A 20,896-nucleotide genomic window follows, 5' to 3' on the forward strand; every position below is an offset into this window, starting at 1 on the left:
ATCCTCCCCGCCGTCACGGTCAGCGGCGGGCCAGGGCCTCGTCGATCAGGGCGATCACGTTCTCGGTGCCGGTGCGGATGCCGGTGCGCGCCGCCGCGTCGCGCATCGCGGTGCGTCGACCGTCGTCGGCGAGCAGCGGCACGATGTCGGTGCGCACGCGCTCGGGAGTGAGCTCGGCATCGGCGATGAGGATCGCCGCCCCCGCGCGCACCGAGGCCGCGGCGTTCAGACTCTGCTCCCCGTTGCCGACCGCGTAGGGGACGTACACGGCCGGGATGCCGAGGGCGTTGATCTCGCTGACGGTCGCCGCGCCCGATCGCGAGACGACGAGATCCGCCAGCGCGAAGGCCAGGTCCATCCGGTCGACGTAGCGCACCACCGCGTAGCCCGTCTCCCCCGGGTCGGGCAGGTCGGAGTTCTGCCCGGTGACGTGCAACAGCTGCCACCCGGCGTCGAGCACGTCGCGCCACGCTCCCCCGAACGCCGCGTTCAGGCGCACTGCACCGAGCGAGCCGCCGAACACGAGCAGCGTCGGGCGCGCGGCATCCAGTCCGAAGTTCGCGGCCGCCTCGTCGCGCCGGGCCGCGGCGTCGAGCTCGACGATCTCGCGGCGCAGCGGCATCCCGACCTCGCGAGCGCCGCGCAGCGGTGTGCCCTCGAACGCCACCCCGACGCCCGCGGCCCCCCGGGCGCCCAGGACGTTGGCGAGGCCCGGCTTGGCGTTGGCCTCGTGCACGATGAACGGGACGCGCTCGCGCCGCGCGGCGACGTAGGCCGGCGCGGCCGCGTACCCGCCGAAGCCGACGACGACGTCGACCCCGCGCGAACGGATGAGACGCCGAACGTGCGCGACCGCGCGGAGGAACCGCACCGGGAACGCCGCCGCCGCACCGTTCGGGCGGCGCGGGAAAGGCACCTTCGCGACGGTCAGCAGCTCGTAGCCGCGCAACGGCACGAGACGCGCCTCGAGGCCCTCGCGCGTACCGAGGACGAGCACGTCGGCCGAGGAGTCCCGCGCGCGCAGACCGTCGGCGACGGCGAGGAGGGGGTTCACGTGCCCGGCGGTGCCGCCGCCGGCGAGGAGGTAAGTCGTCACGCTTCGACCCTAACCAGGTCGAGCGCGCCCGCGTCGCGCCCGGGTGCGGTCAGCCGCGCGGACGACGGGGTGACGCCGCGGCCCGGCGCGCCGCACGCGGCGGCGTCTCTCCCACTGCACGACGGTCGGGCAGCGTCCGCGCGCACGACAGCAGCACTCCGCAGCCGATGAGCACGGACAGCAGCGACGTACCGCCCTGCGACATGAACGGCAGCGGCACACCCAGCACGGGGAACACGCGCAGCACGACGGCGACGTTGATCATGGCCTGTCCGACGATCCAGATCGTGATGCCGCCGGCGACGATGCGCACGAAAGGATCGTCGGTGCGGCGGATGATGTGGAACGCCCCCACCGCGAACACGGCGAACAGCGCCAGCACGACGACGCACCCGATGAGGCCGAGCTCCTCGCCGACGATGGCGAAGATGTAGTCGTTGGCCGCGGCCGGGAGCCAGTCGTACTTCTCGGCCGAGTTGCCCAGGCCCACCCCGAAGACCCCGCCGGCGGCCAGACCCCAGATGCCGTGCAGCGGCTGGTAGCAGTCGCCCAGGTAGTTGGCGAGGCAATCCTGGTCGAGGAAGCTCATGATGCGCCGCATGCGGTCGGCGCTGGTCACCGCCAGCAACGCCACGGCGCCGAGGGCGGCGATCGCCGGGAGCACGAAGATGCGCAGCTTCACACCGGAGAAGAACAGCGCGCCGAGCAGCACGAGCACCAGGATCATTGCGGTGCCCAGGTCTTTCCCGCCCATCACGGTCGCGATGACGAGCGCCCCGACCGGGACGATGGGGATGAACACGTGCCGCCAGTTGCTCAGCAGCGTCTGCTTGCGGAAGAGCACGTAGCCCATCCACAGCGCCAGGGCGAGCTTGAGGAACTCGGCGGGCTGCGCCTGAATGCCGGCGATGTTGATCCAGTTGCGGTTTCCGTTCGCCGAGATGCCGAGCGGGGTGAACACCAGCAGCTGGAACATCACCGCGAAGATCAGCGCCGGCCAGGCCATGCGCTTCCAGAACCGCAGCGGCGCGCGGCTGAGTACGAACATCAGCGGGATGCCGATGACGGCGAACACGCCCTGCTTGACCACGTGCTCGAAGGGGTTCTGGGCGCCGTCGAGCGCCGACGTCGCCGACAGCACCATCACGAGACCGAAACCGGTCAGCAACAGGGCCGCCGAGGTGATCAGCAGGAACTCCGTCGACACCGGCCGGAAGGCCCGCCCGAGCGAGACGCGGGCGGAGAGGCCGGTGCGGGCGGGCTCGTCCGAGCCCTGCCGCGTCGGAGGAGCCGTCGTGGTCACGTGTCCCCCTCGGTGTTACGGTCGCGATTCTCCGCCGTGACCCGCGATCCACGTCCGCACCGCGTCGGCGAAGCGCTCGCCGCGGTCGGAGTAGGACGAGAACTGGTCGAAGGATGCCGCAGCGGGAGCGAGGAGCACGGTGTCGCCGTCCCGAGCCACACCCGCCGCCAGTTCGACGACCCGGGCCATGACGTCTTCAGTCTCGGCGTGGTCGACCTCGAACAGGGGAACCGCGGGGGCGTGTCGCGCGAACGCCGCGACGATGTCGCCGCGCTCGATGCCGATCACGATCGCCGCGCGCACCGATGCGCCGCGCGCCCGCACGAGGTCGCCGAGATCGACGCCCTTGAGGAGACCGCCCACGACCCACACGGCGCCGGGATAGGCCGCGAGCGAGGACGAGGCGGCGTGCGGGTTGGTCGCCTTCGAATCGTCGACCCAGGTGATGCCGGCGTGGGCGCCGACGACCTGGATGCGGTGGGGGTCGAGGCGGAAGGCTTCGAGCGCGTCGTGGATGTGCGCGGGCGTCGCGCCCAGCGAGCGGGCGAGGGCGGCCGCGGCGAGGATGTTGGCCACGACGTGCGGGGCCGATAGCCCCCGCTCGGCGAGGTCCGCGACGGTGGTGAGCTCCAGGGCGGACGTCGCGCGTTCCTCGAGGAAGGCGCGGTCGACGAGGATGCCGTCGACGACGCCGAGGTCGCTGGGTCCGGGCACGCCCAGGTCGAAGCCGATGGCCCGGGCGCCCTCGACGACCTCGGCGTCCTCGACCATCTCGCGCGTGGCGACGTCGGCCTTGTTGTAGACGCACGCGACGCGGGTGCGGGCGTACACGCCCGCCTTCGCGGCGCGGTACTCGTCGGCGCCGCCGTGCCACTCGAGGTGGTCGTCGGCGAGGTTCAGGCACACCGCGGCGTGCGGCGAGAGCGCGTCGGGGCCGGTCTGCAGGTTGAGGTACCAGAGCTGGTGGCTGGAGAGCTCGACGACGAGGGCGTCGAAGCCGTTCGGGTCGCGGACCGCGTCGAGGACGGGCGTGCCGATGTTGCCGACGGGCACCGCGCGCACCCCCGCGGTCACGAGCATCTCGGCCGTGAGACGCGTCGTGGTGGTCTTCCCGTTCGTGCCGGTGATGAGCACCCAGTCGGCCGGGCGGCCGTCGGCACGGGTCACCTTGTCGCGCACGCGCCACGCGAGCTCCACGTCGCCCCACAGCGCCGTGCCGCGTTCCTGCGTCCAGCGGATGAGCGGGTGCGCCGGGGGGAAGCCCGGGGAGGCGACGACGACCTGCGGGTCGAAGGCGTCGAGCGGCTCGGGCACGGCGTTCAACGGGCCCTCGTGCAGGCGCACGCCCAGCACCGGCAGGAGCCGGGCGTACTCGGCATCCGCCCGCTCGGTGACGACGAGCACGTCGGCACCGAGCTCGGCGAGGGTGTCGGCGACGGAGAAGCCGGTGACCGACAGGCCCAGCACGGCGACGCGCAGGCCCTTCCAGTCGGCGTACCAGCTGGTCAGGGAGGAGAGGTCGGTCATACGCGTGCGAGCCATTCGACGTAGAAGAATCCGATACCCGAGACGGCGAGGAGCCCCGCGATGATCCACATGCGCACGACGATGGTGACCTCGGGCCACCCGCGCATCTCGAGATGGTGGTGCAGCGGGCTCATCAGGAACAGGCGCTTGCCGCGCGTGATCTTGAAGTACGCCCGCTGGAGGATGACGGAGCCCGACGCGATCACGTAGACACCGGCGATGAGGATGAGCAGCAGCTCGGTGCGGGTGAAGATCGCGAGCGCGGCGATCACGCCGCCGATCGCCATCGATCCGCAATCGCCCATGAACACCTTCGCCTTGGGGGCGTTCCACCAGAGGAACCCGACGAGAGCGCCGACGAAGGATGCCGAGACGATCGCGAGATCGAAAGGATCCCGGACGGCGTAGCACCCGGCCTGCACGGTGGGGTCGAGCACGTCGGCGCACACCTGCTTGTTCTGCCAGAACGCCATGAGGCTGTACGCACCGACGACGAAGATGCCGGAGCCGGCTGCGAGGCCGTCGAGCCCGTCGGCGACGTTGACGGAGTTCGACGTCGCCGTGCCGATCAGCGAGATCCACGCGAGGTAGAGCAGCCAGCCGAGGATCGGTCCGAGCGCGAAGAACGACAGCAGCTGGATGTCGCGGAACACCGAGACGTAGCCCGAGGCGGCGGTCTGTCCGACGCTGTTCGGGAAGTTCAGTGCGACGATCGCGAACGGGACCGCGACGATCACCTGACCGGCGATCTTGCGCCAGCCCGACAGGCCCAGGCTGTTCTGGTGGCGCACCTTCATGTAGTCGTCGATGAAGCCCACGACGCCGAAGCCAAGCATCATCCACAGCACGAGCAGGCCCGAGATGGTCGGCGGGTTGTTGCCGGCGAACGAGCCGATGACGTAGCCGATGATCGTGCCGAGGATGAAGATCGTGCCGCCCATCGTGGGCGTGCCGCGCTTGGCGCCGTGCGAGGGGTTGTGCACGTTCTCGGGGGTGCGGATGACCTGCCCCCAGCCCCACTTGCGGAACCACCGGAGGAAGACGGGGGTGAGGAAGAGCGTGAACGCCAGCGAGATCGCGGCGGACGTCAGAAGGCTTCTCACGCGAACACCTCTCCGAGACGGTCGCCGAGGTGGCGCAGCCCCGCCGAGTTGGAGGACTTCACCAGCACGCGGTCGCCGTCGCGCAGCTCGGTCGTGAGGTAGTCGAAGGCGGCGTCGGCGTCGGGGAAGAACACCGCTTCGCCGTCCCACGAGCCCTGGGCGATGGCCTCGAGGTACATGCGGCGCGCCTCGGCGCCGATCACGACGATGCGCTGGATGCGCAGCCGGACCGCCAGCAGACCCACGCGGTCGTGCTCCTCGTCGGCGTACTCCCCCAGCTCGCTCATCGCCCCGAGGACGGCGACCGTGCGCTCGTCGGGGCCGGTGATCTGCGCGAGGGTGCGCAGGGCCGCGGCCATGGAGTCGGGGCTGGCGTTGTAGGCGTCGTTGATGATGCGCACGCGCTCGGAGCCCAGCGGCTGCATGCGCCACCGCTCGGCGATCTCGACCGTCTCGAGCCGCGCGATCGCGTCGGCGGCCGCGACGCCCAGGGCCGTGGCGGCGGCGATCGCGGCGAGGGCGTTCATGACGTGGTGCTCGCCCAGCACCCGGAGGGTGAGGGTGTGCGCCTCCCCGTCGACCACGAGGTCGGCGCGGGTCCCGGATGCCGAGACCTCCACGTCGACGGCGCGCACCTCGGCCCGCTCCCCGCGCCCGAACCACCGCACGGCCTGCCCGCGCTCGCGCGCGATCGGCTCCATCGCGGCGACGCGCGGGTCGTCGGCGTTGAGGACGGCGAGACCGCCCTCCCGGGTGGCGCGGACGAGTTCGCTCTTGGCGTGGAAGGTCGACTCGATGCCGCCGAATCCGCCGGCGTGCGCCATGCCGACCATGAGGACGACGCCGATGTCGGGGGTGACCAGACCCGCGAGGTGCGCGATCGCCCCGGGGGCGCTCGCTCCGAACTCGCTGACGAGGAAGCGCGTGCGCTCGTCGACCCGCAGCATCGTCAGGGGCGCCCCGACCTCGTTGTTGAAGGAGGCGCGGGGCGACACCGTCTCGCCCTCGTCCTCCAGGATGCGGGCGAGGAGGTTCTTGGTGGTGGTCTTGCCGTTCGAGCCGGTGATCCCCACGATCCGCAGGTCGCCCGCAGCACGCGCACGGGCCACGTTGTCGCGGGCGAGGTCGCTCAGCGCGGCCACGGCATCGGGGACGACGATCTGCGAGACGTCGTCGTCGAGCTCGCGTTCGACGATCGCGAGGGCGGCTCCGGCGTCGACGGCCGACGCGACGAAGAGGTGCCCGTCGGTCGCCTCGCCGGGCTTGGCGACGAACACGTCACCCTCGCGGATGTACCGCGAGTCGGTGTCGACGAGGCCCGAGACGGCGGTGTCGCCGGTGTCGCCGCGGCGCAGCACCAGCCGCCCGCCGAGGACATCGGCGAGGTGGGAGAGGCGGGAGGAGATCATTGCTGTGCGGACGCCCTTTCCGTGTCGCATTCGTTACCGAGACGAGACCGGCGTTCGGGGTGTCTCAGCCGAACTTGGGCAGTTCGGGTGTCGTGGTTCCGGAAGGGATCACCCGGTAGGTCTTGAGAACCTGCGTGAGGGCCTTCTGGAACGCGGGCGCGGTGGCCGCGGACGATTTTACCGTCCGCGGTTCGTCCAGGTTGACCTCCACCACGTACTGCGGATCGTCGGCGGGGGCGAAACCGATCATCGTGGTGAAGTACGCGTCGCCCTTGTACGCGCCCGTCTCGGGGTCGGTCTTCTCTCCGGTACCCGTCTTGATGGCCACGCGGTAGCCCGGGATCGCCACCTGGGACGCCAGGGTGCCCTGGGTGGCGACGTTCTCGAGCATCTGCGACACCTGCCGGGCGGCGTCCTCCGACACCACGCGCTGCCCCTCGGCGTCGGGGACGTCGGTGACGGTGCCGTCGGCGGCGGTGCAGCCCTCGACCAGCGAGAGCGGCATCCGCACGCCGCCGTTGGCGATCGTCTGATACGCACCGGCGAGCTGCGGGATGGTGACCGAGATGCCCTGACCGAACGTGGTGTTGTAGAACGTCTGCTTGTCCCACCCGGCGGGGTCGCGCATGATCCCTGAGGACTCCCCGGGGAACCCCACGGCGGTCTGCTGCGTGAGCCCGAACTTCCCCAGCGCGGAGACGCGGGTATCGAGCGGGATCATCTCGCCGAACTTCGAGATGCCCACGTTCGAGGAGTCGATGAGCACGCCCGTGAGGGTGTACCGGTTCTCGGGATGCGAGAACGAGTCGGACACGCGGGCTCCGCCGGGCAGCGTCTCGCTGGAGGACGCGGTGACCGTCGTGTCGGCGGAGAACGCCCCGCTGTCGAGACCGATCGCCGCGGTGATCGCCTTCATCGTCGATCCCGGCTCGTGGGGGTCGCGGAAGGCGGAGCTGCCGCGCTCCCCCGCGGGCGATGCCGTCGGGTCGTTGGGGTCGACCGTGGGGTACTCCGCGAGGGCGCGGATCTTCCCCGTCTTCGCCTCGACCACCGTGATGGTGCCCCCGAGCGAGCCGGTGTTCTGCACCTGCTCGGCGATGAGCTGCTGGAGGTACCACTGCAGGTCGCGGTCGATCGTGAGCTGCAGGGTCCCGCCGTCGACGGCGGGCTGCGTGACCACCTCGGTGCCCGGGAGCACCACCCCGTCGCGACTCTGCTGGAAGACGACCTTGCCGTTGCTGGAGGCCAAGCAGGCGTTGTCGGCGCTCTCGAGACCCTCGAGGGGCTGACCGTCGGTGCCGACGAAGCCGAGCAGATTGCCGGCTACCGCCCCGTCGGGGTACATGCGCCCGGCCTGCGGCGGGAAGCTGAGGAACGGCAGCCCCAGCGCCACGAGCGCGCGGTACTGCTCGGTCGAGACGTTGCGCGCGATGCGCGCCCACTGGGAGTGCGGATTCTCGGCGACGGCGTCGGTGACGATCGTCTGCACCTCGGCGGCGTCCTGACCGGTGATCGCCGCGATCTTCGCCGCGATCTCGGGCCACGTCGTGGTCACGTCGTCGGTGTCGTCGTCGCCGCGGACGGTGATGCCCTTCGCGGCGAGCGAGGGGTCGATCTCGACGTCGTAGCGGTTCATGCTCGACGCGAGGGTCACGCCGTTCTCGTCGACGATCGAGCCGCGCGACCCGTATTCGGTGCGCGAGCCCTGCAGGCCCATCGACAGCGAGTCGTCCACGTGCTCGCGGGCGTTGACGACCTGGATGTCGATCAGGCGCACGACGAAGGCGACGATGACGATCAGGACGACCGCGAGGGCGATGACGGTGCGACGCCGCGGGGACCGGGAGGTGGCTGTCGTCATGGCTCTCATCGTGTCGCGGGAGTCGGCAGACCGTCGCTGATCGGCGGGGGTGTCGTGGATTCGGCGGCCGGAGGCGCGGTTCCCTCGGCGGCGGTCCCCGCGGCCGGGGCGGTACCGCCGTCGGGGGTCGGCGTGCCCGCCTCCGTCGTCGCGGCGGAGGGGTCGGTCACGAGCGGGACCCCCGCGAGCAGGGCGTTGCGCACGGACCCGCGCCCCTTGGCATCCACCGACGAGTTCGCGTCGGCCGGCTTGTCGGAACCGATCACCGCGCCGTCGCTCAGCCGCAGGTACGTGGGCGACTCGTCGATCACCATGCCGAGGGCGGCGGCGTTGGCCGCGAGGTACTGCGGAGACGCCAACCCCGCGCTCTCGTCGGAGAGGATCTGCTTCTGATACGTCAGGTCGCGCTGCTGCTGCGTGAGGTCGGCGATCTCGAACGAGCTCTGGGTCGTCAGGATGCCGAGCCCCATCTGCACGAGCACGATGGCGAGGGCGCCCGTCACGGCGATCACGCCGAACAGTCGGCGCGGGGCCTTCCGCCGCGCGGTCGCGGGGACGACGGTGAGCCGACGCTCGCGGACGGGCGTCGGGAAATCGGGCAGGAAGGCCGCGTCGATGGCCTGGGGTGCACTCATGCGTCCTCCTGGATCCTTTCGGCCGCGCGCAGACGCACGGGGGTGGCGCGGGGGTTCGCGGCGCGTTCCTCGTCGCCGGCCACTTCGGCACCGCGCACGAGGAGTCGGAACTTGGGCGCGTGTTCGGGCAGCTCGACGGGCAGGCCGCGGGGGGCGGTGGAGGTCGACGCCTCGGCGAAGACGCGCTTGACCAGTCGGTCTTCGAGCGACTGGTACGACAGCACGACGATGCGTCCGCCGACGCCCAGGACGCTCAGCGCGGCCGGGATCGTGCGCTCGAGCACCGAGAGCTCGGCGTTGACCTCGATCCGCAGCGCCTGGAACACGCGCTTGGCCGGATGCCGCTCGCGCAGCACCGCGGCGGGCGTCGCGGCCTGCAGCACGTCGACCAGCTGCCCCGAGCGCTCGAGCGGGGACTCGGCGCGCGCGGCGATGATGGCCCGGGCGTAGCGACCGGCCAGCTTCTCCTCGCCGTATCGCTCGAAGATGCGCCGCAGATCGCCCTCGCCATAGGTCGCCAGGACCTCGGCGGCGGTGACGCCCGCCGTCTGGTCCATGCGCATGTCGAGGGGGGCGTCCTGGGCGTAGGCGAAGCCGCGGTCGGCCACGTCGAGCTGGAGGGACGACACCCCGAGGTCGAACAGGATGCCGTCGACCTTGTCGACCCCGGCGGAGGCCACGGCCGCGGCGATCCCGTCGTAGACGGTGTGCACGAGCGTCACACGGTCGCCGAAGCGGGCCAACCGCTCCCCCGCGATGCGCAGGGCGTCGGTGTCGCGGTCGAGGCCGATCAGGCGCGCCTCGGGGAAGCGCTCGAGGAACGCTTCGGAGTGTCCGCCCATGCCGAGGGTGCCGTCGACGAAGACGGAGCCGGGCCGCTGCAGGGCGGGGCCGAGCAGCTCGGCGCAGCGCTCGAGTAGGACGGGGGTGTGGATGTCGCGGATGTCCATGATGTCGGGGCGGCTCCTCCGGCTCTGATCCCCATCCGCTCGACCTGGCGCCGGGGAAGTGCGTCAGGGCGTGCGGCTGGGCATCACAGCCGGAGGGTCAGAACAGTCCCGGGATCACCTCCTGCTCCATCTCGGCGTACGTCTCTTCGTTGCTTTCCGCGTACGCGTTCCAGGCCTCGGCATCCCAGATCTCGGCGTGGGCGCCGACGCCGGTGACGACGAGCTCGCGCCCGAGACCCGCGTAGGAGCGCAGGGCGGGTGGAACGGTGATGCGGTTCTGGCTGTCGGGCTTCTCGGCGCTGGCCCCCGATAGGAACATGCGCAGGAAGTCGCGGGCCTGCTTGTTGCTGAGCGGGGCCTCGCGGATCCGCTCGTGCACGCGCTCGAACTCCTCGGTGCTGAACACGTAGAGGCAGCGGTCCTGCCCCCGTGTGATCACCACTCCGGCGCCGAGATCGTCACGGAATTTCGCCGGCAGGATGACGCGCCCTTTGTCGTCGAGCTTGGGAGTGTGCGTACCGAGCAGCATTCGGGCACCCACCCCCTTCGTCCGGCCTGCGAAGTTTCCCCCACTTTACTCCACCGCCCTCCACTTCGCTATCGAAATCAGGGGTCTTCTGGGCGGACGCTCGGGTGTGTACAGTGGTCGGCTCGACTTCCGAACCCGCCCGCTCCCCCGTGATTCCGCGGGTATCCGCGGCCGGTGCCGCGATCGTGGCGCGGCGGTGGAGGAAAAGGGAGGGCGAACGCGTATTCCGATCCGACACACCCCTCCGGGCGCACGAAAAAGCACCGGCCCCCCGAAGGGGACCGGTGCGGATGCTGTGGAGGGAGCCTACTGGCCGTCGCGGCGGCGATCCCAGCGGTCGTTCATGCGGTCCATGAACGAACTGTCGGAAGTACGCGCAGGGCGGGTCTTCGCCGCGGCGGGAGCGGCCTGAGCGGCACCCCGGGTGGGAGTCACCGCGAAGATGACGCCGCCCACCATGAGCACGAACCCCAGGACGCCGACGGCGATGCCCAGGATGCCGGTGTTGAACCCGATCGAGACTCCGGCGACCAGAGCGCCGAGACCGGCGAGCACGAGGATCGAACCGAGGACGATGTTGCGGTAGCTGAGGGCGCGACTGGGGGCCGACACGACATCGGTGTCGTTACTCATGAGATGGCGCTCCATCTCATCCAGCAGACGCTGCTCCTGTTCGGAGAGTGGCATGCATCCCCCTCTGTTGTTCGTTGCGGACGATTCTACGCGCGGCGTGGATCACTAGGCTAGGCCCGTGCCGACCTCCCCGGAACCGATCGAAGCTGTTTCCCAGCGACTCGACAAGTTCCTCTCCGAACAGCTATCGTACGCCGCCGCACTGGGCCCTGAGGCCGAGACGCTCACCCGTTCGGGAGCCGCCGCGCTCCGCGGCGGCAAGCGGCTGCGGGCCCGTTTCTGCCTCTCCGGATGGGAGGCCGTCCGCGGCCCCGCCGAACTCTTCGACCCCGCGGCGCTCGCCGTGGCGACCTCGCTCGAGATCTTCCACGCGGCCGCTCTCGTCCATGACGACCTGGTCGACAACAGCGACACCCGTCGCGGACAGCCCGCCGCCCACCGCGCCCTGCAGAACGCCCACCGGGATGCCGGCTGGACCGGCGATTCCGACACCTTCGGGCGCTCGGGCGCCATCCTGCTCGGCGATCTCCTCGTCGCGTGGAGCGACGACCTGCTCGAAGAAGGTCTCGAGGGCGTCGCCACGGCATCCGAGACCCGGCGCGCCTACGCACGCATGCGCCGCGACGTCACGATCGGACAGTTCCTCGACGTCGCCGAGGAATCGGCCTACACCGTCTATCCCGACGACACGCACGCCGAGCGCGCGCTGCGGGTGGCCTCGTACAAGTCGGCGCGCTACAGCATCCAGCAGCCCCTGCAGATCGGTGCGGCGCTCGGCGGCGCCGATTCCGCGCAGCTCGACGCGCTCGGCCGGTTCGGGCACGACGTGGGCATGGCCTTCCAACTGCGCGACGACGTGCTGGGCGTCTTCGGCGACAGCACTCTCACCGGCAAACCCGTGGGCGACGACCTCCGGGAGGGGAAGCGCACGGTCCTCGTGGCCTACGCCCGCGAGGCGCTGTCTCCCGACGAACGCCGGAGCGTCGACCAGCGCCTGGGCGACCCCGCCCTGAGCGCCGGCGAGATCGCCGAGCTGCAGCGCAGGATCGTCGACAGCGGGGCCCTGTCGCGGGTCGAGGACCTCATCGGCGACTACGCCCGGCGCGCGGATGCGGCGCTGGCGGATGCGCCGTTCGAGGCGTCCGCCGTCGAGCGGCTGCGCGAGCTCGCGCAGGCCGCGACCCAGCGCGCGGCCTGAGCCTGCGGGTCAGGCGAGGGTCGCCGCGACGCGACGGACTTCGCTCTTGCGTCCGGCGCGGAGGGCCTCGATCGGCGCGACGCCGATGGTGTCCTCCGGGGTGAGCAGCCAGTCGATCGTCTCGTCGGGGTCGAAGCCGGCGTCGTGGAGCACGATGATGGTGCCGCGCAGCGCCGGCAACGGGCGGTCGTCGACGAGGAACACCGCGGGGACCTTGAACACCCCGTCGCGGCGCGAGCCGACGAGGTAGCTCTCGTCGATCAGGCGACGCACCCGGCCGAGGGGTTCGTCCAGGATCTCCACCAGGTCGGGGATTGTCAGCCAGTCGGTCTCGTAACGGGGAGCGTCGGTCACCATCTCACTATCTCACCCCGGCCGAGGGCCGCCGCCGCGCCCGTGTCCTTCATCTGACGAGGAACACCTGTCACATCCGTCACATGCGCCCCTTTCGTTGACATCCGCCCCGCCCCGTGTCACGGTGGCGGGGCAGTCGGAAGAACGGAATCCCCCCACCATGCGACGACTCCCCCTGTCCCCTCCCCTCGCGCGTCGACGCGCGGCGGCCGTCTGGCCGGCGGCCGTCGCCGGCACCATCGCCCTGACCCTGACCGGCGAGAACGCCGCCCAGGCCGCCCCACCCGCCCCGCCGCTCGCCTCGCTGCCGCCTCTGACGCCGCGCGCGGCCACTCCGGTCTCCGCGATGACCGCGCCGAGCACCTACACCGTGAAACCCGGCGACACGGTGTGGGCGATCGCCCGCGCCCACGGCGTCGACGTCGCCACCGTGCAGGCCGTCAACGGCCTCGGGGCCGGCAGCGTCATCCGCCCCGGCCAGGTGCTCACGATCGGCGTCGCGCCCGCCCCGTCCGACGCGGCGCCGGCTCCCGCTCCCGCGGAGCGCACGCACGAGGTCGCGCAAGGCGACACCGTCTCAGCGATCGCGGCCGCCAACGGCGTCTCCGTCGACGCGGTGCTGGCCGCCAACGGCCTCACGCGCGCCTCGATCATCTACCCCGGCGACGTGCTGCGCATCCCGGCGAGCGGCGCCGCCGCACCGGCATCCGTCGCCGTGACCACCGCGCCGGGACTCGACGCGGAGCAGTCCGACAACGCCCGCCTCATCATCCGCATCGGTCGAGAACTCGGGGTGTCGGATCGCGGGATCGTGATCGCCCTCGGCACCGCGATGCAGGAGTCCTGGCTGCGCAACCTCGACTGGGGCGACCGCGACTCGCTCGGGCTCTTCCAGCAGCGGCCGAGCTCGGGCTGGGGCACGCCCGAGCAGATCATGGACCGCGAGCGTTCCACCCGCGTCTTCTACGGCGGCGCCGCCGACCCCAACGGCCCCGCCACCCGCGGCCTGCTCGACATCCCCGGCTGGGACGGGCTCGCCTACGCGGACGCCGCGCAGGCGGTGCAGATCTCCGCCTACCCCGACCGCTACGCGCAGTGGGAGCAGCCCGCCACCACGTGGCTCGCGGTCCTCGGCTGAGGTCTCGGCATCCCCCGGTCCGATTCGAGGTGGCGGTGAGCCGTTCCCCCGGCTCACAGGGGCCCCTCCGTAGACTCGACCCGTGAGCACGAGTCAGCAGGCAGACCCGCTGATCGGCCGTCTCGTCGACGGCCGGTACCGGGTGCGCGCGCGCATCGCGCGCGGCGGCATGGCGACCGTGTACGTGGCGACCGATCTGCGCCTCGAGCGTCGCGTCGCGCTGAAGGTCATGCACGGCCACCTCAGCGACGACACCGTGTTCCAGAGCCGGTTCATCCAGGAGGCCCGCTCGGCCGCCCGCCTGAGCGACCCGCACGTGGTCAACGTCTTCGATCAGGGCCAGGACGGCGAGATGGCCTACCTGGTCATGGAGTACCTCCCCGGCATCACGCTGCGCGAGCTCCTGCGCGAACATCGCCGGCTCACCATCGATCAGACGCTGACGATCATGGATGCCATCCTCTCGGGGCTCGCGGCGGCGCACCGCGCGGGCATCGTCCACCGCGACGTCAAACCCGAGAACGTCCTGCTCGCCGAGGACGGCCGCATCAAGATCGGCGACTTCGGACTGGCCCGCGCGACGACGGCGAACACCGCGAGCGGCGCGCAGCTCATGGGGACGATCGCCTACCTCGCGCCCGAGCTCGTCACACGCGGGACCGCAGACGCGCGCAGCGATATCTACTCGCTCGGCATCATGCTTTACGAGATGCTCACGGGCGAGCAGCCCTACAAGGGCGAGCAGCCCATGCAGATCGCCTACCAGCACGCCACCGACTCGGTTCCGCGCCCGAGCGCGAAGAACCCGGGCGTGCCCGAGCAGCTCGACGAGCTCGTGCTGTGGGCCACCGAGCGCACTCCCGATGACCGACCGCTCGACGCCGGCGCCATGCTGCAGCGCCTCCGCGCGGTCGAGAAGGACCTCGGTCTCGCCCCGCAGGTCGCCCGCGCGGTCGCCGTCGGCACGGCGAGCCCCGCGACCCCGGCCGAGTCGCGCGAGCTGACGAAGGTGCTCCCCCAGACCGCCTCGCTCCCGCCCGTCGCGGCGACCGAGGCTCCCGACAACGCGGCCCGCCTGCGCCAGCGCACGCGTCGACGCACGGCCCGCGGCGTGTGGCTGCTCGTCGTCGCCCTGCTCCTCGCCGGCGGTGCCGGCTTCACCGGCTGGTACTTCGGCTCCGGCCCCGGCTCGCTGGTCGCCGTGCCCGACGTCTCGGGTCGCAGCTTCGACGACGCCCAGCTGCTGCTGACCGAGCAGCAGCTGCAGGCGCAGCGTCAGGAGGTCACCGACCGGGAGATCCCGGCCGGCACGACGGTGGGATCCGATCCCGACCCCGGGACCCGTCTCGACAAAGAGACGGTCGTCACGGTGTTCGTCTCGATCGGGCCCGCCACGCATCAGATCCCCGAGCTCGCCGGTCGCAGCGCCGACGAGGTCCGCGGCATCTTCGAGGCCGCCTTCGTCGGGGTGGGAGATCCCGCGCAGGAGTTCTCCGACGCCGGCGCCGACACCGTTCTGGGCGCCTCCGTCATCCCCCGCTCGGGCGGCGACGCGATCCCGTGCACCGAGGGCTGCACCGTCTACGAGGGCGATGCCGCGTCGCTCACCGTCTCGCTGGGGCCCATCCCCGACGTGGTCGGCGAGTCGCAGTCCCGGGCGGAGCGCTCGCTCGGCGACGCGGGCCTGGAGACGTCGGTGACCGAGGAGTACAGCAACTCGGTGGCATCCGGGGTCGTCATCGGGATCGGCTCGCGCGACGGAGGCGGCAACTGGCGCCCGGGCGACACCGTTCCGCTGCGCGTGTCCATCGGGCCCCGGCCCGTGGAGATCCCCGGCAACATCGTCGGGATGTCGATCCGCGACGCCGTCGCGGCCCTCCAGGGCCTCGGCTTCGAGGTGAATGCGGGCATCGACGACGGCACCCTGCCGCTCGGCTTCAAGTACTGGGACATCTACAAGGTTCGTGCCACGAACCCCAAGGCGGGCACGACCGCCCCGCAGGGCTCGACGGTCACGCTGACGCCGACGCTGTAGTCGCTGAGCCCGTCGACGGACCGGACGCTCCCGCGAACGACGACGCCCCCGACCACGAACGGGTCGGGGGCGTCGGTCGGGACGCAGGGACGCTCAGCGCTTCTCGAGCTCCTCGGCCACGAGGAACGCGAGCTCGAGGCTCTGACGGTGGTTCAGGCGCGGGTCGCACAGGCTCTCGTAGCGCGTCGCGAGGGTCGCCTCGTCGATCTGCTCCGAGCCGCCCAGGCACTCGGTGACGTCGTCACCGGTCAGCTCGACGTGGATGCCGCCGGGGTGCGTGCCGACGGAGCGGTGCGCCTCGAAGAACCCGCGCACCTCGTCGACCACGTCGTCGAAGCGACGGGTCTTGTAGCCGGTGGGCGTGGTGATGCCGTTGCCGTGCATGGGGTCGGTCACCCACAGCGGGGTCGCGCCCGAATCGCGGACGGCCTCGAGCAGCGGCGGCAGGGCGTCGCGGATCTTGCCCGCCCCCATGCGCGTGATGAAGGTGAGGCGACCGGGCTCGCGCTCGGGGTCGAGCTTGTCGATGAGCGCCAGCGCCGTCTCGGCCGTGGTGGTGGGGCCGAGCTTGACGCCGATCGGGTTGCGGATCTTCGAGAAGTAGTCGACGTGAGCGCCGTCGAGCTCGCGCGTGCGCTCCCCGATCCACTGGAAGTGCGACGAGGTGTTGTACGGCAGCCCCGTGCGCGAGTCGATGCGGGTCATCGGGCGCTCGTAGTCCATGAGCAGCCCCTCGTGACCGGTGTAGAACTCGACGCGCGTGAGCTCGTCGAAGTCGGCTCCGGCGGCCTCCATGAACTTGATGGCGCGGTCGATCTCGGTGGCGAGACGCTCGTAGGCCTGGTTGGCCGGGGTGCTGGCGAACCCCTTGTTCCAGCTGTGCACCTCGCGCAGGTCGGCGAAGCCGCCCTGGGTGAAGGCGCGGATGAGGTTCAGGGTCGACGCGGCCGTGTGGTAGCCCTTGAGCAGCCGCGCGGGGTCGGCCTTGCGCGACTCCTCGGTGAAGTCGTAGCCGTTGACGATGTCGCCGCGGTAGGCCGGGAGGGTCACGTCGCCGCGCGTCTCGACATCGCTCGAGCGCGGCTTGGCGAACTGGCCCGCCATGCGGCCCATCTTCACCACGGGCATCGACGCGCCGTAGGTGAGCACGACCGCCATCTGGAGGACCGTCTTGATGCGGTTGCGGATCTGCTCGGCGGTCGCGCCGGCGAAGGTCTCGGCGCAGTCACCGCCCTGCAGGAGGAACGCCTGACCGGCGGCGGCGCGCGCGAGGCGCTCGCGCAGGATGTCGACCTCGCCCGCGAAGACGAGCGGCGGGAGGGTCGAGAGCTCTGCGGATGCCGCGGTCACCGCGTCCTCGTCATACCACTGGGGCTGCTGCTTGATGGGCAGGGTTCGCCAGTGGTCGAGGTCGGGGAGCTGCTGATTCACCCCTGAAGTCTAGTGGCGGGACGTCGGCGCCTTCGCCGCCTGCGACGTGGCGAGACGGTCCTTAACGGTCGAGGCGTACACGTCTTCGTAGCGCTGTTCACCGAGGCGCTGCAGCGCCACCATGATCTCGTCCGTGACCGACCGCAGCACGTACCGATCGCCCTCCATGCCCGCGAAACGCGAGAAGTCCAGCGGCTCCCCGATGACGATGCCGACGCGGCCGACGCGGGGTACGCGCTGACCGATCGGCATGACGGCGCCGGTGTCGACCATGACGACGGGGACGACCGGGACGCGCGCCTCGAGCGCCATGCGGGCGATGCCCGTGCGCCCGCGGTACAGCGTCCCGTCGGGGCTGCGCGTGCCCTCAGGGTAGATCCCCAGCAGCTCGCCGCGGCCGAGCACGCCCAGGCCGGTGTTCAGCGAGGCCTCCGAGGCCTTGCCGCCGGAGCGGTCGATGGGGAGCTGCCCCGTCGCGGTGAAGAACAGGCGGGTCGCCCACCCCTTCAGCCCCTTGCCGGTGAAGTAGTCGCTCTTGGCGAGGAACGCCATCCGACGGTCGATCATGAGCGGGAGGAAGATCGAGTCCGAGAACGACAGGTGGTTGCTCGCGAGGATCGCGGCGCCCTCCGCGGGGATGTTGCGCCGGCCCACCATCCACGGACGGAACACGGCCTTGATGACCGGTCCGATGACCACGTACTTCATGAGCCAGTAGAACATCGTCAGCGTTCCTTCCCGGCGAGGTCGGCGACCCCGATGAGCCCGGCGTCGTTGCCCAGTCGGGCGATCGCGAACTCCGCGACCGGACGTTCACCGTACCCCGGGAGCGAGGTCTCGTACGCGAGCTTCACCGGTTCGAGCAGGTCCGCTCCGAGCTGCGCCACTCCCCCGCCGATGACGAAGACCTCGGGGTCGAGCACCGCCTGGAAACCGCCGCACGCCTCGCCCAGGGCCGTGGCCACGCGACGGAGCGCCTCCACGGCGCCCGGGTCGCCGGCCAGGACCAGGCGCGAGACGGCCGGTCCGGGAATCGCTCCCCGCTCCTCGCGGACGGCTGCCAGAGCGGCACCGATGCCGCCCTCGTCGGCGATCGCGTTGGCCTCGCGCTGCAGGGCACGGCCCGAGGCGTACTGCTCGAGGCATCCGTTCTGCCCGCAGCCGCAGGGGTGGCCGCCGCGCACGAAACGCAGGTGTCCGAGCTCGGCACCGATGCCGTGCCCGCCGCGGAACAGCTCGCCGTCGGTGACGACGGCGCCTCCCACACCGGTGCCCATCGTGAGCATGACCATGTCGCGCACGCCCTGACCCGCGCCGAAGCGGTACTCGCCCCAGCCCGCGGCGTTCGCGTCGTTCTCGATCGTGACCGGCGCGCCGAGGCGCTGCTCGAGACGCGCGCGCAGCGGCTCGTCGCGCCAGTCGATGTTCGGCGCGTAGATGACGGTGCTGCGGTCGCGGCTGATGAAGCCGGCGGCGGCCACGCCGATCGCGTGGATCTCGTGTGCGCGGCGCAGGTGATCGGCCATGTCGACCACGGCGTCCACGAGGGCCGCGGGGTCGATCGGTGTGTCGACACGGAGCTTCTCGACGATGGTGCCGTCGTGGTCCACGACGCCCCCGGCGATCTTCGTCCCGCCGATATCGATGCCGATGTTGCGCACCGCGCTCCCTTCCGGGCCGAGCGAGCGGCGCGGCCCGAAGCAGTCTAGCCACCCCGGACGCCCGGTGTGGGAACGCTTCCTCCCGGTGTCGCGCCCATCCGTGCGGATAGACTCGACGCACCGATCGACCTTCTTTCCGGTACCGAAGGAGTTGCCGTGATCCAGTTCGACCTCCCCGCCGTCGTCACCGCCGACCCGGACGCGAACGCGTCCGATCTGCTCGCCGACCGCGTGCGATCGACCCCCGACCGTCCCCTGTTCGCGGTGCCCGATGCCGATGGATGGCGCGACGTCACCGCCGCCGAGTTCGAGCGGCAGGTGATCGCGCTGGCGAAGGGTTTCGTCGCGGCCGGCGTCCAACCGGGCGAGAAGGTCGCCTTCATCGCGCGCACCACCTACGACTGGACGCTCGTCGACTTCGCGCTGTTCTACGCCGGTGCCGTCATGGTGCCGGTGTACGAGACGAGTTCGCCGTCGCAGATCTCGTGGATCCTGTCGGACTCCGGCGCGATCGCGGTCGTCCTCGAATCGGCCGAGCACGCCGACCGTCTCGACGAGGTGCGCAGCGACCTGCCCCTGGTCCGTGACGTGTGGGCCATGCACGCCGGTGATCTCGACGCCCTCGTCGCCGGCGGCGGCCACATCACCGACGAAGAGATCGAGCGGCGCCGGCACCTCGCGAAGGCGTCCGACATCGCCACGCTCATCTACACCTCGGGCTCCACCGGCCGGCCCAAGGGCTGCGTCCTCGTGCACAGCAACTTCGTCGAACTCGCCCGCAACTCGGCGAAGGCGCTGCACGAGGTCGTCGAGACGCCCGGATCCTCGACGCTGCTGTTCATCACGACCGCCCACGTCTTCGCCCGCTTCATCTCGCTGCTGAACGTGCACGCGGGAGTGAAGACGGGACATCAGCCCGACACCAAGCAGCTCCTGCCCGCCCTCGGCACCTTCCGTCCCACGTTCCTGCTGGCCGTGCCGCGCGTGTTCGAGAAGGTCTACAACTCCGCCGAGCAGAAGGCCGAGGCCGGTGGCAAGGGCCGCATCTTCCGCCTCGCCGCCGACACCGCGATCGAGCACTCGCAGCGCCTGCAGGACGGGAAGAAGATCCCCCTCCCCCTGAAGCTGAAGTTCGCGCTGTTCGACAAGCTCGTCTACTCCAAGCTCCGGGATGCCATGGGCGGACGGGTCGTCTACGCGGTGTCGGGGTCGGCTCCGCTCGGTCCGCGCCTCGGGCACTTCTTCCGCAGCCTCGGCGTCGTGATCCTCGAGGGTTACGGCCTCACCGAGACCACGGCCCCGGCGACGGTGAACCTGGCCTCGAAGTCGAAGATCGGCACCGTGGGCCCCGTGCTCCCCGGCGTCGGCGTCCGCCTCGCCGACGACGGCGAGATCCAGGTGCGCGGCATCAACGTCTTCCGGGAGTACTGGCAGAACCCCGAGGCCACGGCCGAGGCGTTCGACGGCGAGTGGTTCAGAACCGGCGACATCGGCGCCTTCGACTCCGACGGGTTCCTGGCGATCACCGGGCGCAAGAAGGAGATCATCGTCACCGCCGGCGGAAAGAACGTCGCCCCCGCGGCCCTCGAGGACCCGATCCGCGCGAACCCCATCATCGGCCAGGTCGTCGTCGTCGGCGACCACAAGCCGTTCATCTCGGCGCTGGTGACCCTCGACCCCGAGATGTTGCCGACGTGGCTGGCGAACAACAGCCTGCCCGCCGACATGTCGCTCGCCGACGCGAGCACGAATGAGAAGGTGCGCGCCGAGGTCCAGGGCGCGATCGACCGCGCGAACACGCGCGTCTCGCGTGCCGAGTCGATCCGCAAATTCACGATCCTCCCCACCGAGTGGACCGAGGCGAGCGGGCATCTCACGCCCAAGATGAGCATCAAGCGCAATGTCATCGTGAAGGACTTCTCCGACGCGATCGAAGACATCTACGCCGTTCCGGTGAACACGACCAACGTGTCGCTTCCCTGAGCGCAGGCGAGAGTGACGGCCCGGTCCCCGAGGGGCCGGGCCGTTCTCGT

General features: G+C 71.0%; 18 protein-coding genes. 4 read left to right on the forward strand and 14 right to left on the reverse strand.

Annotated features, from left to right (window positions below):
- Positions 1-19 precede the first annotated feature (19 nt).
- The 10 genes from Q9R20_RS00420 to Q9R20_RS00465 all read right to left on the reverse strand — a co-directional run bounded on the left by Q9R20_RS00420 (position 20) and on the right by Q9R20_RS00465 (position 11,100).
- Positions 20-1,096 (reverse strand): glycosyltransferase, encoded by a 1,077-nt coding sequence (locus Q9R20_RS00420; protein WP_311247495.1) that lies wholly within the window; start codon positions 1,094-1,096, stop codon positions 20-22.
- A gap of 49 nt (positions 1,097-1,145) precedes the next feature.
- Entirely contained in the window at positions 1,146-2,399 is a 1,254-nt protein-coding gene (gene ftsW, locus Q9R20_RS00425; RefSeq protein WP_311247496.1) for a putative lipid II flippase FtsW, read from the reverse strand.
- A gap of 15 nt (positions 2,400-2,414) precedes the next feature.
- Positions 2,415-3,941, reverse strand: a complete 1,527-nt coding sequence (murD, locus tag Q9R20_RS00430) for a UDP-N-acetylmuramoyl-L-alanine--D-glutamate ligase (RefSeq protein ID WP_396653649.1) — start codon at positions 3,939-3,941, stop codon at positions 2,415-2,417.
- A complete protein-coding gene (gene mraY / locus Q9R20_RS00435) occupies positions 3,923-5,029 on the reverse strand; it encodes a phospho-N-acetylmuramoyl-pentapeptide-transferase (RefSeq protein ID WP_295840011.1) in 1,107 nt (368 codons plus the stop codon). Before mraY ends, murD begins: the two co-directional genes overlap by 19 nt.
- The gene (murF, locus tag Q9R20_RS00440) at positions 5,026-6,438 is read right to left on the reverse strand and encodes a UDP-N-acetylmuramoyl-tripeptide--D-alanyl-D-alanine ligase (RefSeq protein ID WP_311247497.1); all 1,413 of its coding nucleotides are present in this window, start codon (positions 6,436-6,438) and stop codon (positions 5,026-5,028) included. Before murF ends, mraY begins: the two co-directional genes overlap by 4 nt.
- 64 nt (positions 6,439-6,502) lie before the next feature.
- Positions 6,503-8,299: a penicillin-binding protein 2 gene (locus Q9R20_RS00445; protein ID WP_311247498.1), complete on the reverse strand. Its 1,797-nt coding sequence runs from the start codon at positions 8,297-8,299 to the stop codon at positions 6,503-6,505.
- Between the two features lie 5 nt (positions 8,300-8,304).
- Positions 8,305-8,934, reverse strand: a complete 630-nt coding sequence (locus Q9R20_RS00450; protein ID WP_311247499.1) for a hypothetical protein — start codon at positions 8,932-8,934, stop codon at positions 8,305-8,307.
- Entirely contained in the window at positions 8,931-9,884 is a 954-nt protein-coding gene (rsmH, locus tag Q9R20_RS00455) for a 16S rRNA (cytosine(1402)-N(4))-methyltransferase RsmH (protein WP_311247500.1), read from the reverse strand. The genes Q9R20_RS00450 and rsmH overlap by 4 nt, the downstream gene beginning before the upstream one ends.
- A gap of 97 nt (positions 9,885-9,981) precedes the next feature.
- The gene (mraZ, locus tag Q9R20_RS00460; RefSeq protein WP_264630642.1) at positions 9,982-10,413 is read right to left on the reverse strand and encodes a division/cell wall cluster transcriptional repressor MraZ; all 432 of its coding nucleotides are present in this window, start codon (positions 10,411-10,413) and stop codon (positions 9,982-9,984) included.
- Between the two features lie 306 nt (positions 10,414-10,719).
- Positions 10,720-11,100 (reverse strand): DUF3040 domain-containing protein, encoded by a 381-nt coding sequence (locus Q9R20_RS00465; RefSeq protein WP_311247501.1) that lies wholly within the window; start codon positions 11,098-11,100, stop codon positions 10,720-10,722.
- A gap of 64 nt (positions 11,101-11,164) precedes the next feature.
- Between Q9R20_RS00465 and Q9R20_RS00470 the strand changes: the two genes are divergently transcribed.
- Positions 11,165-12,244, forward strand: coding sequence for a polyprenyl synthetase family protein (locus tag Q9R20_RS00470; RefSeq protein WP_311247502.1), 1,080 nt, complete (start codon positions 11,165-11,167; stop codon positions 12,242-12,244).
- Positions 12,245-12,253: 9 nt separating this feature from the next.
- Here the strand turns inward: Q9R20_RS00470 and Q9R20_RS00475 are convergent, their stop codons facing one another.
- Positions 12,254-12,598 (reverse strand): Rv2175c family DNA-binding protein, encoded by a 345-nt coding sequence (locus Q9R20_RS00475; protein WP_311247503.1) that lies wholly within the window; start codon positions 12,596-12,598, stop codon positions 12,254-12,256.
- A 160-nt stretch (positions 12,599-12,758) separates the two neighbouring features.
- Between Q9R20_RS00475 and Q9R20_RS00480 the strand changes: the two genes are divergently transcribed.
- Positions 12,759-13,736 carry a LysM peptidoglycan-binding domain-containing protein gene (locus Q9R20_RS00480; protein WP_311247504.1) on the forward strand — a complete coding sequence of 326 codons (978 nt, stop codon included), beginning with the start codon at positions 12,759-12,761 and terminating at the stop codon, positions 13,734-13,736.
- Positions 13,737-13,818: 82 nt separating this feature from the next.
- Complete coding sequence (pknB, locus tag Q9R20_RS00485; RefSeq protein ID WP_311247505.1) at positions 13,819-15,771, forward strand: Stk1 family PASTA domain-containing Ser/Thr kinase; 1,953 nt, start codon at positions 13,819-13,821, stop codon at positions 15,769-15,771.
- 93 nt (positions 15,772-15,864) lie between these two features.
- On the opposite strand, the gene Q9R20_RS00490 is transcribed toward pknB, so the two are convergent.
- The 3 genes from Q9R20_RS00490 to Q9R20_RS00500 are packed head-to-tail and all read right to left on the reverse strand — an operon-like array spanning position 15,865 to position 18,863.
- Positions 15,865-17,202 carry a class II 3-deoxy-7-phosphoheptulonate synthase gene (locus Q9R20_RS00490; RefSeq protein ID WP_295840024.1) on the reverse strand — a complete coding sequence of 446 codons (1,338 nt, stop codon included), beginning with the start codon at positions 17,200-17,202 and terminating at the stop codon, positions 15,865-15,867.
- Between the two features lie 9 nt (positions 17,203-17,211).
- Complete coding sequence (locus Q9R20_RS00495; protein ID WP_295840025.1) at positions 17,212-17,925, reverse strand: 1-acyl-sn-glycerol-3-phosphate acyltransferase; 714 nt, start codon at positions 17,923-17,925, stop codon at positions 17,212-17,214.
- 2 nt (positions 17,926-17,927) lie between these two features.
- Complete coding sequence (locus Q9R20_RS00500) at positions 17,928-18,863, reverse strand: ROK family glucokinase (RefSeq protein WP_311247506.1); 936 nt, start codon at positions 18,861-18,863, stop codon at positions 17,928-17,930.
- A 156-nt stretch (positions 18,864-19,019) separates the two neighbouring features.
- Between Q9R20_RS00500 and Q9R20_RS00505 the strand changes: the two genes are divergently transcribed.
- Entirely contained in the window at positions 19,020-20,846 is a 1,827-nt protein-coding gene (locus tag Q9R20_RS00505) for an AMP-dependent synthetase/ligase (protein ID WP_311247507.1), read from the forward strand.
- Positions 20,847-20,896 lie beyond the last annotated feature (50 nt).

This window comes from Microbacterium sp. PRF11, assembly GCF_031844085.1.
Taxonomy (GTDB): domain Bacteria; phylum Actinomycetota; class Actinomycetes; order Actinomycetales; family Microbacteriaceae; genus Microbacterium.